The sequence below is a fragment of the Neorhizobium sp. DAR64872/K0K18 genome, assembly GCF_050500175.1.
Taxonomy (GTDB): domain Bacteria; phylum Pseudomonadota; class Alphaproteobacteria; order Rhizobiales; family Rhizobiaceae; genus Neorhizobium; species Neorhizobium soli.
Genome location: NZ_CP191445.1, coordinates 253,947 through 271,167, shown reverse-complemented (window position 1 = coordinate 271,167; position 17,221 = coordinate 253,947). Strand labels below are relative to the sequence as shown.

Annotated in this window: 13 protein-coding genes; 3 read left to right on the top strand and 10 right to left on the bottom strand. The window is 59.0% G+C overall.

What is annotated here, in order from left to right:
* Positions 1–51: 51 nt before the first annotated feature.
* The gene (locus ACQY1P_RS01230; protein ID WP_430253567.1) at positions 52–942 is read right to left on the bottom strand and encodes a transporter substrate-binding domain-containing protein; all 891 of its coding nucleotides are present in this window, start codon (positions 940–942) and stop codon (positions 52–54) included.
* 222 nt (positions 943–1,164) lie between these two features.
* Between ACQY1P_RS01230 and ACQY1P_RS01225 the strand changes: the two genes are divergently transcribed.
* Positions 1,165–3,381, top strand: coding sequence for a putative bifunctional diguanylate cyclase/phosphodiesterase (locus ACQY1P_RS01225; protein WP_430253565.1), 2,217 nt, complete (start codon positions 1,165–1,167; stop codon positions 3,379–3,381).
* 152 nt (positions 3,382–3,533) lie between these two features.
* Positions 3,534–4,127, top strand: coding sequence for a hypothetical protein (locus ACQY1P_RS01220; RefSeq protein ID WP_430253563.1), 594 nt, complete (start codon positions 3,534–3,536; stop codon positions 4,125–4,127).
* A gap of 79 nt (positions 4,128–4,206) precedes the next feature.
* Here ACQY1P_RS01220 and ACQY1P_RS01215 read toward each other — a convergent pair whose 3' ends face one another.
* The 4 genes from ACQY1P_RS01215 to ACQY1P_RS01200 form a co-directional block, all read right to left on the bottom strand.
* Positions 4,207–4,857 (bottom strand): hypothetical protein, encoded by a 651-nt coding sequence (locus ACQY1P_RS01215; RefSeq protein WP_092662941.1) that lies wholly within the window; start codon positions 4,855–4,857, stop codon positions 4,207–4,209.
* A gap of 697 nt (positions 4,858–5,554) precedes the next feature.
* On the bottom strand, positions 5,555–6,178 hold the full coding sequence (locus tag ACQY1P_RS01210; RefSeq protein WP_430253561.1) for a pyridoxamine 5'-phosphate oxidase family protein: 624 nt from the start codon (positions 6,176–6,178) through the stop codon (positions 5,555–5,557).
* A gap of 204 nt (positions 6,179–6,382) precedes the next feature.
* Complete coding sequence (locus ACQY1P_RS01205; protein ID WP_430253559.1) at positions 6,383–8,152, bottom strand: CHASE2 domain-containing protein; 1,770 nt, start codon at positions 8,150–8,152, stop codon at positions 6,383–6,385.
* Between the two features lie 36 nt (positions 8,153–8,188).
* Positions 8,189–11,833 (bottom strand): FecR domain-containing protein, encoded by a 3,645-nt coding sequence (locus ACQY1P_RS01200; RefSeq protein WP_430253557.1) that lies wholly within the window; start codon positions 11,831–11,833, stop codon positions 8,189–8,191.
* 127 nt (positions 11,834–11,960) lie between these two features.
* On the opposite strand from ACQY1P_RS01200, the gene ACQY1P_RS01195 reads away from it, so the two are divergent.
* Complete coding sequence (locus ACQY1P_RS01195) at positions 11,961–12,515, top strand: Pycsar system effector family protein (protein WP_062459905.1); 555 nt, start codon at positions 11,961–11,963, stop codon at positions 12,513–12,515.
* Positions 12,516–12,658: 143 nt separating this feature from the next.
* Here ACQY1P_RS01195 and ACQY1P_RS01190 read toward each other — a convergent pair whose 3' ends face one another.
* The 5 genes from ACQY1P_RS01190 to ACQY1P_RS01170 are packed head-to-tail and all read right to left on the bottom strand — an operon-like array spanning position 12,659 to position 17,115.
* A complete protein-coding gene (locus tag ACQY1P_RS01190; RefSeq protein WP_430253555.1) occupies positions 12,659–13,381 on the bottom strand; it encodes a hypothetical protein in 723 nt (240 codons plus the stop codon).
* A complete protein-coding gene (locus ACQY1P_RS01185; RefSeq protein WP_430253553.1) occupies positions 13,381–14,412 on the bottom strand; it encodes a zinc-dependent alcohol dehydrogenase in 1,032 nt (343 codons plus the stop codon). The genes ACQY1P_RS01190 and ACQY1P_RS01185 overlap by 1 nt, the downstream gene beginning before the upstream one ends.
* Positions 14,413–14,443: 31 nt before the next feature.
* Complete coding sequence (locus ACQY1P_RS01180; protein ID WP_430253551.1) at positions 14,444–15,289, bottom strand: ABC transporter permease; 846 nt, start codon at positions 15,287–15,289, stop codon at positions 14,444–14,446.
* Positions 15,282–16,049 carry an ABC transporter ATP-binding protein gene (locus ACQY1P_RS01175; protein ID WP_430253549.1) on the bottom strand — a complete coding sequence of 256 codons (768 nt, stop codon included), beginning with the start codon at positions 16,047–16,049 and terminating at the stop codon, positions 15,282–15,284. The genes ACQY1P_RS01180 and ACQY1P_RS01175 overlap by 8 nt, the downstream gene beginning before the upstream one ends.
* Positions 16,050–16,092: 43 nt before the next feature.
* Positions 16,093–17,115, bottom strand: coding sequence for an ABC transporter substrate-binding protein (locus ACQY1P_RS01170; protein WP_062459915.1), 1,023 nt, complete (start codon positions 17,113–17,115; stop codon positions 16,093–16,095).
* Between the last annotated feature and the right edge of the window lie 106 nt (positions 17,116–17,221).

Genomic DNA, 17,221 nt, shown 5'->3' with positions numbered 1-17,221 from the left:
GTGTCGACCCGACATCCTGTTTCGATCTTCAGGAATGCCAGATGGCCCGCATCAACGGATGCTGAAGGGGAAATATTTCGCGTTGATGCTGTCATAGACTTCGCCAGCCTGAAGCTCCGCCAGGGCCGCATTGATCTTTGCCGTCAACGCAGCATCGTCCTTGCGGAAAGCGATGCCCGCACCTTCGCCGAAGATCGATGTGTCCTTGACGTCGGTGCCAACGAACTTGCAGCAACGTCCTTCGTTCGTGTTCGTGAGCCAGTCGTACACGGCAAGCTTGTCTTCAAGCATGACGTCAACGTCCTCATTTGCCAACGCTTTGTAAAGCTCCGGCGAGGAGCGAAACACCGTTGTCTCGGCGCTTGGGAAAAACTTCTTGATGTATGCCTGCTGTGAGGTCTCCGCCGCGATGCCGACGCGCAGGCCCTTGAGGCTTTCGTCCGATATGGTGGTCAAGACAGAGTCCTTGCGTGCGATAAAGACGGAGGGACTGTCGTAGTATTTGTCCGAGAATGTCACGAGTTTGCGTCTCTCTGCACTCATCGACATGGACGATACGATCATGTCGTATTTGTTCGAAAGCAGATTGGGGATCATGTCGGTCCATTCCTGGACGACTAGTTCGCAGGAAAGCCGTGCCGTCTCACAAAGGGCCTTGGCGATGTCGACGTCGAAACCCTGCAGTTGACCGCTGGAGTCCACGTAGTTGAAGGGAGGAAAGCCTCCCTCAAACGCAACCTTGATCTTCTGATCTCCTGCCCGGTCGGCAGCGACTGCCTCTCTAAGGTTATGTGTGGGCAAAAGGAGCCACGAAGCAGCTATACAAAGTGTGATCAGCGCTCTGGGGTTCATTTTCGGCATCTGGCTCTCCTCTTGTCGTCCGGGCTCGATTCCCGTATTGGGAATATTAGAACATACAAGGATTAAGAGCTTCTCTCGCATGCTTGTCAGCGGCCAACCAGAAGCTCATCTTGACCCCGGCCGCCTCCGGCATTGCGTGTTTTCGTCATCAATCGCGAATGCTTCAATTTTGAGACATGCTTTAAAAGCATTTCGTAATTAATCCCCTCTACACTTCCCTGGGCGAGGGGAGATTCCGTGTCTTCAAACTGGGTGTTTTCATTGTTGACGCGACTGTCGGCTCGTTCGTCGTCGCAGTCGGTTTTGATCCTGCTGACCGGAACCGGTCTTGCAATATTAGGGCTCGTTGTTCTCGCAGCCATTTGGGCCGGAAGAGAAAGCGACTCTGCGGCGCGCGACAGGCAACGAGAGCTGGTTGACGGCAGGCTGCAAAATCAGGTCGACCGCGTTGCACAGGATATGCAACTGCTGGCGGAAGGCTATGCTTCATTCTTATCGCCCGGCTCTTCGGACAGCGGCACGGAGATATCCAGAAGCGCGTCGATCCAGACGTTTGGTCGGATCGCCACATCCGTCTTTGGCTACAGCGCCGTTTTTCTGATTTCGCCCGACGGAGAACTCGCACTCCAGCCTGACCCCGATAGCGTGCGTCGTTTCAAATGGGTTCGTCCCGTCCTTTGGCCAATGATCTCGGCCGTAACAAAAGGCCTGGAAACCGATGGGCAGCACGCTCCCGCTCCCCAAAAGAATCAGGTGGAGTTGCTCCGGCTGGAAGGCAGGCCCTCGATTGCGGGCATCGTTCCGGTGGTTCATCAGGTGCAAGATGATCCGGGTAAGGTGAAGGCGGCATACTATCTGATCGCCATCCGGTTCCTGGACGGCCCGACGCTCGATATGTTGAGCAGGGAGCAGGGTCTCGCGGGGGCACGTTATGCTCGCACAGCGGATTACGAACCGGGTGAGGTCGCGTTCCAGGTGGCGTCCACCCGCACGGCAGAGCCCATCGGATTTATCGTCTGGAAACCGGATCTGCCTGGTTCTCGCGTTATCGCGCGTCTCCTGCCCTTCCTGTCTGCCGCCGGACTTGTCGTCACCATCTTGTTTTCCGCCCTGCTGCTGCGCCTGCGCTATAGCCTGAAACAACTCGCTGCGAGCGAGACCCATGCGCGGCATCTTTCCCATCACGACGTGCTGACCGGTCTTCCCAACCGCGCTTTGTTTGCGACAAGACTTGAGCAATGTCTTACCGAACTCGGGACACAAGACCGCGAGACTGTCGTCGCGCTGATCGACCTCGACCGGTTCAAGCAGGTCAACGACGTCTACGGCCATCTCGCTGGCGACGAGCTGTTGCGTATCGCCGTAGAGCGGATGAAGTCGCTTCTTCGGCCTGGTGACACACTTGCGCGTTTCGGCGGCGACGAGTTTGCCCTCCTCATCCCCTCTCTCGGCCACAACCGAAGCATCATCGGTTTGTGCAACGAGATCATGTCGCGCATCAGCGACCCGTTTCATCTTGTGAACGGTACTGTTGTTGTCTCTATCGGCGGCTCGATCGGATACACGGCCCCTGAGGGCGCGTTTACCACCGCCCGGGAACTCCTTCGTCGGGCAGACGTCGCACTCTACGATGCCAAGGAAAGTGGCCGCGGCCGCGCGGCAGAATACAATAGTTCGCTGGACACCCGCGCAAACGAACGCACCGAACTGCGGAACGAACTGCGCATCATGCTCGAAAGAGATGAAGGTCCGGGTGACACGCAAGGGGTGATCCGCGACAACCGGGTAGGTCATCTGGAAGTTTTTGCCCAAGGGGTCCATCAGGCAGACAGGTCAGGTGATCTTACAGGTGCGGAAGCTCTTGTCCGATGGCGCCACCCGACAAGGGGGCTTCTGTCGCCCGACAAGTTTATTCCGATTGCTGAAGAAGCCGGGATGATCAACCAGCTTGGCCGATGGGTCTTGCTCACGGCGGCCGCCGCTGCTGCGTCCTGGCCGGCTCATCTCTCGATTGCCGTCAACGTCTCCCCGTCACAAATCGGACAGCGCAACTTTGCCCAGATGGTTCTGTCGATTCTGAGAGATTGCGGGCTTTCGCCGGATCGCTTGGAGCTTGAAGTAACAGAGGCTGCCATTTTCAACCTCGACGAAGGCGCGGCCGAGAACCTGAACCTACTCAGGTCACGCGGGGTGAGAATTGCGCTCGACGATTTCGGCACCGGCTTTTCGTCGCTGAGCCATTTGATCGACCTCAAAATCGACCGCGTAAAGATTGACAGGTCCTTCGTCCAATTGCTGGGCTGCAAGGCAGAAGGTGCCGCTATCGTCTCCGCTATCGCCAGTCTGAGCCGAACATTGGGCAAGGCAACAACGGCCGAGGGTGTCGAAACCGAGGAGCAGAGGGAGTTCCTGATCGCAGCGGGATGCGACGAGCTGCAAGGTTACCTTTTCTCGCGACCCATACCGATCGAGGCCTTCGGCCACCAGGTGCGGCCGAGCCAAATACGCGTCTCGTTATAAACGGAACACGAACGGTGGCAGAATTCCATCGGTCGTTTCGGATCTGCCACAACTCTCGACAGTCGATGACGTCTTGCCTACAACGGATCAGGTCGTATGTTGTCTTGCTAACGTTACGGCGCGCGAAACAACTCCTGAGGAGGAAAGCTGGAATGAATTTCTTCCTGAGGGTGGCTTTGGTGGCCGTCGTCTTGCAGTTGGGTCTCGGTCATGCGCGGGCAGACCGTCCTGATCTGGATCAGTCGGTGATGGTGTTCGGTGGCGCTATGGTCGATGAGAATATGCTCGACGCTGCCAACGTGTTCGGTTCTGACTACGAAGATAACGCGTTGATTGGGCTGGGGTACCAGGTGTTCCCATACCAGTTCGGGACGTTCAGCTTCGGGCTGGAGGCGGGTCTTGCTGGTCGGTTCGGCCAGAGCACGAGCGGCGAGGTGTGGGGCGGTGTCGTGGGCCGACATGACGGCGTCAAGCTTGGTCCTGTGCGTGTCGCGCCATCGTTCACGTTCGGCCTCAGCCATGTCACCAAAAGCCAGAAAGGTCGGGAGCGGGATCACGAGCAGGAACGGGACGGCAACGCCCGCACCCTGTTCTACCTTGGGCCTGAGCTGAGCCTTTCGAGCGACAAGCTCCCGAACACGGAAGTGTTCTGGCGGCTCCACCATCGCTCAGGCGCATGGGGAACGCTGGGCGACATGCACGGCGGCTCGAACGCCAATGTCGTAGGGGTCCGGTACAAGTTCTGACAAAAAAGGTCCGTATCAGGCTCAGCCTGATCACATGGCCTGACGTTGGAAATGTCGATCGGCAGATGCCGGCGGCAGATCACACTGACTTTGGGAACAGTGGAGTCACATTCGTGGTTGCATTCCCGGTGGCGGGTTGGAGCTTGTTTGCGGTCGCCTTATCGAGGCCGTGCAGAATCTTGGCCAGCCCTTCCGCCTGACGATAGTAGTCCGGTTTTTCAGGAAGGGTCAGGTCGAACTCGCTGCTGATCCGAGCAATCAGATCCATCGCTCTTGCAGCAAGCCGGGCGTAACCCTCAATGCGGCGCTCGAAAAAGCCGTCATGCGCGGGTTTCGACAAATCGAGGCTTTCGAGAGCGTTCTCGTGGTTGCTAACACGGTTTGAAAACCACAATATCTCTTCGCCAAGATCCGCCCCGAAAAGTTGCCAGTCCGCGTCGTCAGGAAGGATCAGCACTGGTTCGGGAAGATGGAACGCGAACTCTTCCTGGTCCATAGGATTGAACTCAGGCCGGTCATGGACGGCTGCATAGGCGGCCCCGACGTAGTCATCGAGAGCCAGCATCGTTCGCATTGCAAGGCTGCGCGCGTTCCGGTTTGTCTGTCCCGGACGGACGAGAACGCCGAGTTTGTGGATGGACCGACTGGCGGATCCCAGAGCAAAGCTACCAGCGCCAATCAGCGCTCCCAACGTCATGAAACCTTGCGTTGTGCCGAAGAAATCAATCACCGAGTACCTCGTTAAGTAAGCCCGTCGTGGAGTCGACTGAAGAGTAAAAACCGGAATCGTTCCAAGTGACAGTCTGCACCGAAGCGTGCAGAAAACAAACGTTACCGTTCCAGTTTGATGAGTTTTTCAAGATGGAGCGGACTTTACCGGCAATAGATGTGATGCCGAGCAGCCGTGTTCAAGTCTGCGGGCGATGCCCATCCTTCAGCGCGGGGCCTACGTCATAGAGGTTCTCCGTGTCTCCTGGACGAGGCAGTGTCACGAGAAACAGGCCTCGTCGCCGGCAACAAGAACCGCGTCCATGCGTTATCGTCGCAACGGTCTCATGGTAACTGCGAAGAGATCGATAATGGAGACGACGATGGCGGCGGGTGTATTTGACGTTACGCAACTCAACTTGATCAGAGACGCGCACCTCGACTGGTGCGCCGTTAACACCGTTGAGCCGACCAGCGTGTTGGGGGAGGAAGCGGTTGCCTATCTGTTGAGGGCATATAGCGCTGGCTGCGACAGCCCCCAAGAGATGATCGCGTCCCTTGATCGTCACATCAGCGAACGGGCGAGCCACGTACAGCTGGGATCGCCTGCTATACCATCATCCGGCGACGGACGTTGAGACCAGCGGCTGAGGCAACGCTGCCCGGCGACCGACCACGCAATCTCGTGCGTAAGTCTTAGACGATCGTTCGAGCGTCGATCACAAGGCTTTGCCTTCCAAGCGGGCGCGCAGTGTCGCGTTTTCGGCTTCCAGCTGGTGCAGTCTTTGACGAAGGGGTACTACCGCTTCCTCGACCTGCTGCTCGGTATAGCGCGGGATGATGTGTTGTGGGCAGTTCCAGTCGTAAGCCTCGAGCCGAAGCTTGAATAACCGCTCAGGCCTGCCTTTGTAGGTGGGATCGGAGACCAGATCTGTAAGAGCTTGATCGGCATCGAGCGTTAGCCGCTCGACATGCGCGTAGATTTTGAGCCGGGCTCGTCGGACGTAGTCCATAAGGAACAGGCAGGCCCGGTCGTTGGCTGCGAAATTTCCTGCACTGATGTACTGGCGGTTACCTCGATAATCGGCAAATGCCATGGTTCGATGATCGACGACCTTCAAAAAACCAGCTCTCCCTCCACGGTGTTGAACGTATGGCCACCCGGTTTCAGACACCGATGCCATGTAGAAGCTGTCGCGCGAGGCGATGAAGGCGATTTCGTTTTGCGTGAATGTATCTGAGGGGCGGTCGTGGTCGCCCAACCATATTTGATCCACACCCATATCCGCCTGTGCGGCTCTGACGCTCGGCGTCACGGCGACTTCCAGGAAATGATACGGCACGTGAACCCCCATATTCAGGCGGGCCCGCAGGGTGACCGGACGGTGCGGCGCCGCGGATTGGACTATAGCTCGACCAAATCAAAGATTGGAATGCTCATTCTTCCGGCCGGTGGACATTCCGACGGCAGTTGATCGGGATCACACTCTTCGGCTCGTCTCTATCGATGCACGCTTTCTCCCGCCAAATTCTTCCTGTCCGATCTCCTACCGCACAACAGTGAAAACCGAGACTTCCTCGCTCTTGCCTTTGACGAGGATGCGGCCGAGCTCCCTCACACCGCTCGTGTCGGCCAGGCTGGCCGCAGTCCCTGCCCCGATCAGTAGGGAGACGCCGAGGTTCTTGGATTCCCCCTCAAGACGTGCTGCCAGATTGACGGCATCGCCGAGTGCGGAATAGTCAAAGCGCCTGGTCGAACCCATGTTGCCCACGACGCAATCACCCGTGTTGATGCCGATGCCGATACGCAGCTCGTGATGCGTTCGACCGGCGATCTCCGCCTCACGCGCGAGCTCGGCGTTCAGGCTCTCCATTGAAGCGAGCATTGAGAGCGCGGCTGAAACCGCGTGATCGGCATGGTGGGGATCGTCGAGCGGCGCATTCCAGAATGCCATCAGGCAGTCGCCGATATATTTGTCGATCGTTCCCCCATGGGAGAGCACGATATCCGAAAGCGGCGTCAACAGCCGGTTTATCAGCTCGGTGAGGTGTTGAGGGTCATCCTTCAGCTGTTCGGCGATTGTGGTGAACCCGCGGACATCGCAGAAAAGGACGCTCAGCTTCTTCTTCTCGCCGCCAAGCTTCAAACGGGTCGGATCGCTGGCCAGTTGAGAAACAAGGTCGGGCGATAGGTATTGAGCGAACGCTTGCGTGATCTGGCGACGGCCCGCCCGCTCCTTCGCGTAATCGAGCCCCGCCTGCGCAGCGCTCAGGCTGAGCATCGCCAATGCGGGTGAAACCGGAGACACAAACACCCTCCCGAACCGCAACGCCGCGTAAGCTCCACCCAGCAACACGACAAGCGCGACACTGTTGTAAAAAACGGTTTTCCAACCGGTATCCTTGCGGACCAGCACTGCCCCGATGACGACCGCACCAAACAGAAGAAGTTGACGCAGTGCCTGGTCAGCTTCTGTAACGGAAGATCCCAGTCTTATGTTGTCGACGATCGTCGCCTGGATTTCAGCGCCGGCCGTCAGGTGACCGGTGTGGACGGTGTAGGGTGTTGCAAAAGCGTCCGCTCCGCCCTTCTCCACCGTCGCTGCGGTTTGAAGGCTTAGACCGACCAGAACGATCCTATCCTTGAAAAACCCTTCGGGCAGAAACCGCTCCGGCTCGAGCGCCTGGTAATAGGAAACTGTCGGGTATGTGCGGGCTGGCCCGTAAACCTGAAGCAGTTTGTTCGGCACTCCCACAGGAATTTCGAAACCTGCAGCAGTCGCAACCGTGGCGGCGAAGCCATCGTCATAGGGTGGCAGACGACGCAGAACGCCGTCGCGATCAAGCGTAATCGAGGCAATGCCCGTCAAAGCATAGGCGTCACTGAACATTTGCAGCGGCAGAACCCGCACGAACTGATCCGCCTGCGCGGACGTCACAAGCGTTTCGTCACCGGCGAGCACGACGTCTGGTCCAAGCGCTGCGGCAAGGGCGGCGTCTTCTTCCGGATTGGACGGCTCCGCGAAGATGATGTCCATACCGATCGTCCTGGCACCGGCCGCGCGCAACGCCGTGATCAGTCTGGCATGCAGGCCTCGTGGCCACGGCCACTGGCTCTGGATTTCGGCGAGAGAGGGTTCGTCGATCGCAACGACGATCGGGCTGTCCGAAGCAAGCGGCAAAGGGTTGAGGGTCGAGAGATAGTCGAACGCACGGTTGTCGAGCAGCGACCAAGCTGGAAGCTGAGCGATCAACGTCAATGCGACGTAGATTATCAGTGACAGCGCCGTGAGCTTTAGCTGCCGAGACCCGAGCATGGGCCCGCCGCGGGCATTCGACCGACTACCTGACATCTAGAAACGAACCTTCAACGTACCCTTGAAGGATCTTCCCCATGCAGGAACGCCGGCGTCGACTTCGAACTCTTCGTCGAGCAGATTGAAAGCCTCCAGTTCCAGCGCCATCCGCTTGTCGAGAGGCTCCCAGGTCAGCTTGCTGTCGAGCGTCCAGTAGTCACCAAGGCCAGTCCCGGCACTGCCTATCCGCTCGCCAATGTAGTTGGCGGCCAGCGAAACCTGGACATTGGCCGGATTGACATAGGTGAGCGCCAGCTGGCCCGCCCATTCCGGGATGAACGGCAAGGATGAGCCGGCGGGCAGGCTACCGCCTTTTTCTTCCGAATCCGCGTAGGCGATCGTGGACGAGAGACCGAAGCCGTGCCCTAAGAGAAGATTGCCTGTCAGACTCGCCCTATCGATGCGCCCCTCGCTGGTGGTGAAGGGAACGGCTGTCAGTGGAACTGCGATCTGCATGTCGCGCACGTCCTGGTGCTGGAACTCCGCAGCCGTGAAGAACCTGTCTGTCCACTCCGCATCCCACCGAAGTGCGACCGTATCGGCACGTCCTTCCGGTGCAACGTCGAAAGCATTCGGCTGCAGGCCGACGACAGAAACCGGCGACAGCGTCGGCGTCGACAGATCCGTGCTGCTGCGCATCACGGCAGCGCGGAGCCACTGTCCCTCGGCAGGTGACCAGGCAAGGCCGAGACGCGGCTCTAGGCGAACACCGTCAGATACGTCGTTGCTGAGGTAGTTACCGAATACGGCGTACTCAGCCTTCAAGTTTGACTGGATCTCGTGGAGCAGATCGACATAAACGCTTGCGACGCTCGTGCGATCCGAGCTGCTGACGGTCCTAGAACCCCCGTTAAGAAGGTCTTCTAACGTCTGAGACTGGGATTCGGAGATCCAGCCTCCTTCAACACCATAGCGCCAGGTCAGATCACCCGCATTGAACGTATGGCTGGCTGCGGCAATATAAGCATTTTCTTCAAACTCATCGCTTTCCCGCGCGAATGGAAGGGTCGGGAACGGAGGTCCAAAGTCGATCTCGCTGTACCGGGTGTCATTGCGCCTCGTCCCGCTGTACAGAATGGCCGCGTTCATGACATTCTCGTAGGCGAATGTGTGGCTCCAGCCTAAGCCGCCGTTGCGGCTTCTCCCGACGATCTCATTCCTCACAAGGGGGAAGGCTCCAGAGCTTGTCACCTCTTGGTCGAAGGTGCTCTTGGCGTCGTTGTAATAGAGAACGATGCGGTCGTAATAGGTCGGACTGGTGGTCAGGAAGACATTGCCGCCGAGCACCTCCAGCTCTGTCCCGATATCCGTGATCAAGCCGGCATCGCGGGCGTCGAGTGACTTCTGCCATTCGAAATTGGCATAGTAGCTCGTCGGGTTCGGGATGTTCGTATAGCCCTGAATCTCTGCCTCGCCCGTCCCGCCGGTGCCTCCGCCCGCCGCAGTGAAGCCACCTCCGACAGATACTTCGAAGAACGGCCGGGTGAGAATGTCAAACCCGCGACTGGGAGACGAGATCAGTGTCGGCTCCAGCAGGAGCCCCTGAAGCGTTGATGAAAAGAATTGCCCGTTCGGGGCATTGTTGATGACATCCTCACCATAGAGGTAGCTGTTCGCGAAAGGGTTGACGCTGCCACGGATGCTTTCATCGATATAGGCAGCACCGGAAAATGGATCGAAGACGGCATCGCTGTAGAATTCTCCCCAGGCGTTCAGGCCTTGAAAGCGGAACGCACTGTTGAGAATCGAACCCGCCTGCTGGTTTGCGCCAAGCGACGTGTACTCACCACCGCGCGCTCGCGCACGCAGGACGTAGTCTCGCGCATGTTGGATCGCACCCGGCGCATCATACTCCGAAATGGCCACCGAGGCCCGAACCGCCGAGATGACGGGATCATTGTCATCCAGTCTATCGGCATTGTCGATCGCCTGTTCTGCAGCGACACGGTCCCCTTTCTGGTAGTAGGCCGCGCCAAGAACAATTTGCCCCTGGGCATCCGCCGGATTGGAAACAGTGCCTGCGAGCAGGTCTTCGACCGCCTTGTCGGGCTCGCCTGTCTGGAGATAGTAGCGACCTCTCGCAATCAGAACCTGATCCAGCGCCGGATCCGCAGCCATGGCAAGATCGATCTCGCGCTTCGCCTCCTTCACCCGGTTTGTGTCCAGATAGAAGATCGCCAGATTCGAGTGCGATATAGGATCGATCGGATCCAGCTCGATCGCCTTTCGAAGCGCTGCCTCTGCCTCTCGATTGGCACCCCTGGTCGAGTGTATGTCGGCGATCGCATTCCAGGTGGTGCTGCTTCCCGGCGTTACCTTCAGAACCTCGTAGAGATCTGCCAGCGCTCCGTCGTTATCGCCCTGGAACCCTGCCTTGAAATGAGATCGCGCCTCCAGCGCAGTGGGCTCATGCGGATCGAGAGACAGTGAGCGGTTTATCGCCTCCTCCGCCTGCTTGCGGTCATTCAACAACAACGCGATCCAGCCGCGATAGGCCGGAAGCGAGGGGTCGGAAGGGTACTGTCGCTCCGCTTCGCGAAGAGCCTCGATCGACGCGTTCAGGTCCTTCAGGAAACCGACCGCATAGGCCCGCAGAAATGCGGCTTCCGGTCCACCATTGCTCGGTGGCAGCGGCTCGACACGGCTTGGATCTGCCAGCGACCGTGCATAATAGCCACCCCAGAGCGCGATCGCTCTCCTGCGGGGATCGAGGCGGTGAGAAACCTGCGCGAAAAGGGCCGCCGCTTCACCGTATCGCGCTTGGTTGGCTGCGATGATGGCCTTGATCAGGATCAGCCGGTCCCGTTGGGTTGATGATAACTGCGTGCGCTCCAGCGCACCAAGCATCTCCATTGTCTTTGCCGGGCCTTCAAGCGACAACTGCGCTTCCGCAAGATCGACCAGGTCGGCGGTCGAACGCTTCGCAGGTGGAATCGCCAGAATACGATCGGCATTTCGGCGCATGTCTGCAAATGGGACCGCTGCTGGCGGCATACGCTCGAACGCTTCTCGCGGCGGAAGGTAGAACAGCATTTGTTCGCGGTCATCGGAGTCGACGATAACCACCTTGCGAGGCGCCTGACCCAAGGTGGCTGCTGCCGCCTCACCCGCACGCACGTCGACCATGCCTTGTGGATTGGCGAGTTGCACGACCCCGTCGAGAACCGTCAGCGACGTGTCGTTGCCGCTGACCGTCATGGTCCAGTCGGTCCCTCGAATAGCGGCAGCCGCTGCGGCAGTCTGGACCTGTACGCCGGGCCCTCCGCGCTCGGCCCGGGCCCAGATCGTTCCTGACTGAAGCTGCAACACCGTGTCGGAACTCGTCTCGCTGGTGATCTGCTTCACGACCATCGAGGTGTTGCGGCCGAGCCTGACCTGGGTACGGTCCGAGAAAACGATGGCGAGCTGGCCGACCTCGTTCGTGCGCAGGATATCGCCGCTCATCAGGTCCTGTTTGAGATCGACGGACTGCCAGTCGGACACGTCAATAAAGCGGACTTCCTCGCCGGTCTTGCGTGCGATGACGGCCCCAGCTGCAGTACCTGAGCGCGGAACGGGCTCCGCACCCGCAGGCTCAAGTGCAGCCGATAACAGAACAGCCGTCGTCATCGACAGCACTGTTGCTGCCTTAAAAAGTTTCACTCTACAATCCGGCATCCCCCGCCGCTCCACCCTTAAGCAACCAAGTGTCGTAGTCGCCCTAGCAAGACTATTGAATAGCCGCCAGAGTCTTATTAGAGAGGATACTTTGTAAGCGGAGAATTTTCACGTGAGTGACTTTGATAGCGCACCTACGGAGATGCTTGACCTGACCATGGCGAGCGGTGAGGTGACGGAGGAGTACATAAACCACATCCGAAAAATCAACGACGTCTTCTATGACCAGATCAAGATAGCCGACCAAAAGGCCGCCTATATCTTCACGTTCATGCTGGCTTTCTTGATCTCTTCTGCGGAAGGGCGAAGTGTGTTCGATTGGGCGCTCTATGCAAAGGCAGACATTCCGGAGGCATTGCTTCGCGCGATACTGGCCTGCGCGTCAGTCTTTTCAATCATTTGCGCAATCCTGGTTGTCCTCCCCCGCAACATCCCCCGCTCGACGTCTCTCTTCTGGGGCACCTGGCCGCATCATCGCCCGCTGTTCGAGCTCGCTGCGGCGAACCGCGATGTCTCTTACCTGTTCAACGAATATCTCGATAACGCCGACATCCTGTCGCTGATCTCGCGCCGTAAGTACAAGTGCGTGTCGTTCGCCTTCCGCGGACTGGTCCTGACGGTCCTCGCGTATGTCATTCTCCTGCTAGCGACGCAGAACATCCGCTAATCACGCCATCTTGAGGCGATGAGCAGTACTCAACCCCGGTCCTGTTCATCGTCACATCGGCACGGCTGCGGCACCCACCAAGCGACCGCGGAATCGGTCTTTCGAAAGAGGTCGATCCATTCCGTTTCTGACGTCGATTTGGATCAGGTGTGATCGCCGCTATGCCACATCGTGTTGGTGTCGATCTCGGACCGATGCGAGGGAAAGTCTTCGCCGCGGTAGCTGATCAGCAGCTTGAACAGGTCGCTGCGCAGCCTTTTGCGGGGTTCGAGACGGTGCTCGATCTGCCGCGTCAATGCGGCCTGCATGACCGATAAAGCTTCGACGGAGGTTCCTTCGGCGATGATGACAACATTGACCGTATCAGGGTCGGTCGCTTCATCCTGCTCGAAAACCTCATACACCTGGTTGGGCTCGGCGAGTACGACCTGGAAGCCCGTTATGCGGGTCTGGGTCATCAGCTGGCGCAGAATTTCTTCCATCGTCGGTATCGATGCATGGGCCTTTCCGCTTTCGACAGAATAGGCCTGCACGAGTGTTGCGCCTCCGATACCGCTTCCAGCTTTCACAGCGATCTCGCCCGGGATCCGCAGCACGCTCGAAAAATGCTGCCGCATTTTCTGAGACCAGGGCGTCGGATTTCGCACAAGATCGAGATAGGACGGCTGCTCGATCACCGCGAGACTTTCAAGCTCGTAGAGGGTGAAATAGCTCTCTTTTCTGGCTGCCGAAACGTATCGACTGGCGGCACGCATGCCGGCGACCGTCAATCGCTCCGGGACGTGCTCGAATGTGTGCCAGGCTTCGTATTCTTCCGCCATGGTGGCGGGATAATCGTTCCAGAGCGCGAGAATGGCGGGGATCATCAGGGCTCCCCCATGCGAAGGACGACCTTGGATGCGACCCGATCCTGCGCGGCCTGGAACCCCGTTAGCGCGTCCGACAGTAGGAGCGTGTGCGAAATCAGCTGTCGCATTAGCGGCTGATTGGCGTCAAGAAAGGCAATGACGCCGTCCCAGTCGGCAGCAGGTGCCCGGTAGGAGCCGCGGATCTGCTGATGCATGCGCACGACGGATGTGAGGTCGATTTCGGCTGGCCGAGGGTGGATGCCAACAACGGTGAAGATCCCGCGCTTCTTGAGATACGGGAGCGTGGCGCTGACGAGCGCGGGTACGCCGGCCGCCTCGATGATCGCGTCGAACGGCGCAAGGTCCGCCAGGGCGCTCGCCATGTCTGTCTTCGCCGTATCGATCAGTTGCTCGAAACCGGCCGTGCGGAGTGCATCCAGCCGCGGCCCGTCATCGCGGCCGATCACTACGACCTTGGCACCTATCGCCCGTGCCATGATGGCGATGCCCTGTCCGATGAAACCCGGACCGATCACCAGAATGGTTTGACCCGGCAGGACCTCCGCAGTCGCGACCGCCTCGGCGCAGACGGTCATCGGCTCTGTCAAAGCCGCGACATCCATGTCGAGATTGTCGGGAAGGGTGTGGCAGTTATCGTAGGGCACACACACGAACCCTGCAAATGCGCCGTTGCGGCCGATGCCGATCCCTTTGCGCGCCGTGCAATTGTCTTCGTCGCCGCGAAGGCAGGCGTCGCAACGGCCGCAGGTGGTTGAGGGTCTTGCGGTAACGCGGGTGCCGATAATCGTTTCCGACAAAGCCTCCCCTACCCGTTCGATCGTGCCCGCAAACTCGTGGCCAAGGGTGACGGGCATGGCGCGCTCCATCGACTCGTAACCCGGGGTCCACTCCGCGATGTGCAGGTCTGTTCCGCAGATGCCGGCCGAATGGACACGGACCAGAACGTCGCGCGGAGCAAGAGCCTCCGGCACGCCGATCTCGCGAAACTCCACGCCTTTGGCGGGCCGGACCTTTTGCAATGCCAGCATGGTGTCGTTCCCTTCGATAATATTTAGGTGTTCAGCCGCGCCAGCTCAGAAAGCGCTTTTCGACCTGCCCGATTACAAAATTCACGAGCAGTCCCATGACCGACAGGATGGTGACGCCGGCAAAGAGCTTTTCCAGGTCGTAGAGCGAGCCGGCCTCAAGGATGTAAGAGCCGACGCCGTATTGCGCACCGAGCATCTCTGCGGCGACGAGAAGAATGATCGCGATCGAAATCGAGACGCGCAGACCCGAAAGGATGGCCGGGAATGCCCCGGGCAGGACGATCTTGCGGACGATCGACCACCAGTTCAGTCCGAAGCTCTGGCCCATGCGGATCAGCGTGCGATCGACGTTGTCGACGGCGCCATAGGTGGCAACCACGGTTGGCGTAAACGTGCCAAAAGCGATCAGTGCGTATTTCGACATTTCGTCGATGCCGAACCAGATGACGAACAGAGGCAGGAGCGCGATCTTGGGGATCGGAAACAGCGCGGCGACAAGCGGGACCAGTCCGGAGCGGACATAACTGAAAAGACCGATCAGCACGCCGACCGCTATGCCGACGCTGATGCCCATGAACGCACCGACGAAAAGCCGCTGCAGTGAAGGCAGAAGATGCTTCCACAGCAGACCCGTCTGCCAAAGCTGAACAAAGGTATCGAGGACCGCCGAGGGCCGTGGCAGCGTCAGGTTCGAGATGAACCCGCTACGGGTGCCGATTTCGGCGAGCGCGATCAGAACGACAAAGACTGCAATGCCGACGCCCTGCACCGGGATCGGTGCAAAGCCGCCACCGCGGAACGATACGGTCGATATCTTTCCTGTTTCACCCCTGCTTGATGTCTCTACAGGGCTGGAAAACGTTGTGACGTCAGACATTGACCAACTCCTTGTCGGCCGCCATGGCCTCTTCGCGCATCAGGTCCCAGAGCTGCTTCTGTTTTTCTTCCAATACGGGATCGCCGAGATGCCGATCTGACAGTGGAATGTCGATATCGACGATCTCGCGGATCCGGCCTGGTCGGCGAGACAGGACGACGACGCGGTGCCCGAGCCGGACCGCCTCGTTGAGATTGTGGGTTACATAAACCGAGGTGAACGGCTGGCGCGTCCAGAGCGAGATCAGGTCATCCATCAGCAGTTCGCGGGTCTGGCTGTCGAGGGCCGACAGCGGTTCGTCCATCAGCATGACTGCGGGACGGACCGCCAGCGCCCGGCTGATTGCCACGCGCTGCCGCATGCCGCCCGACAGTTGCTTGGGAAGGGCTTTGCGGAATTCGGAAAGGCGGGTGCGATCGAGAACATCCGTCACGATTTCGTCCATCTGACGCCCGCTCAGGCCATGGTCCTCGAGGACCAACCGGATATTGCCCTCGACCGTGCGCCAGGGTAGCAGAGCGAAATGCTGGAAGACGTATGTCAGCGGGTTGAGCGAGTCTGCCGGCGGATTGCCGACCTGCAGCACGTTGCCAAAGGTCGGCCGCTCTAGGCCACCCAGGAACCGAAGCAGGGTCGACTTGCCGCAGCCTGACGGTCCGACCAGGCAGATGATCTGCCCTTGCGGAATGTCGAGCGAAATATCCTTCAGAACCTCGACGGCTCCATAGGAGTGGCTGATGTTGTTGAGCTTCAGATCCATGGGTACTCCAGGCAGGCCGCAGTGCTGCCGCGGGTTCGACCGGTCAGATGGTCTTGACGTAGGACGTATCGAACAGCTGTTCGTTGGTGATCGCGTCCTTGACCATGCCTTCGGACTTGAACCATTCGAGCTGTTCGACACAGCTTCCAAGCGACAATGCGAGGCCCTCGTTGACGCGCATGGCGCCTTCGATCAGGTTCTGCTTGGCCGTTTCGAATGGGCTGTCGCTTTCCACATATTTGTGGACGATCTTGGCCAGGGCGTCGCGCTCGGCGTCATCTGCCTTGTTGTCGACGAAGGCCGCGTTGTAGTCGGCGATCGCCCGCGAATAGGCCTTGACGAAAGACGCTGTCATGTCGCGCTCGTTGGCGGCGTTTTTGGTCGAGGTAAAGGCGGTCGTCACCTGGTAATCCGGTGCGTAGTCCGACACGAGGCCGATTTGCTTGGCAGCGCCTTCGCGGATCATCTTCTTGGCGACATTCGGCTGAATGGCCCAGGCATCGATCTGGCCCGTGGTCAGGGCGCCGACGATTGCGCCAAGCTTCTGCAGCGGACGCAGCTGGATGTCGGACAGCTTGATGTTGTTGGCTGTGGCAATCTTGTGCGCCATGAAATGGAAGGAGGATCCGGCCGTTGTGATGCCGAAACTCTTGCCGGACAGTTTCGAAGGGTCGGTGAGACCGGCCTCATAAGCCTTGTTCGACGCCAGGATGATCGCGCCGGTAACGCCCTTCTGTTCGGTCAGCGCGCCGCCGATAACCTTGATGGCGTCCTTTTGCGCGAGGCTGATCAAGCCACCGCTCATCGCGGTAACGCCGAAGTCGGCATCACCCGAAGCGATTGACACGGCCATCGGCTGCGCTGCTTCGAAGAACTTCAGTTCGATGTCCAGCCCTGCGTCCTTGTAGTAACCGCGTTCGAAGGCAATGAAGCTCGGTGCGTGGCTGGCAAGGTGAAGCACGGCGAGGTTACGGGTTGCAGCCCGCGCAGGCAGACCAAAAGCCGCAGCGCTGCCGAGTGCACCCATGCCGATGAGTGCCTGACGGCGATTCATTTGAAACTTCATGATTATCCTCCTCCAAGGACGGCGTTGCGTTACGCCAGTGCCCCTCATTGCCACTCACCGCACCAGAAGACAACAAACAATGATTATGCCTCCGATGCCTTCAGAG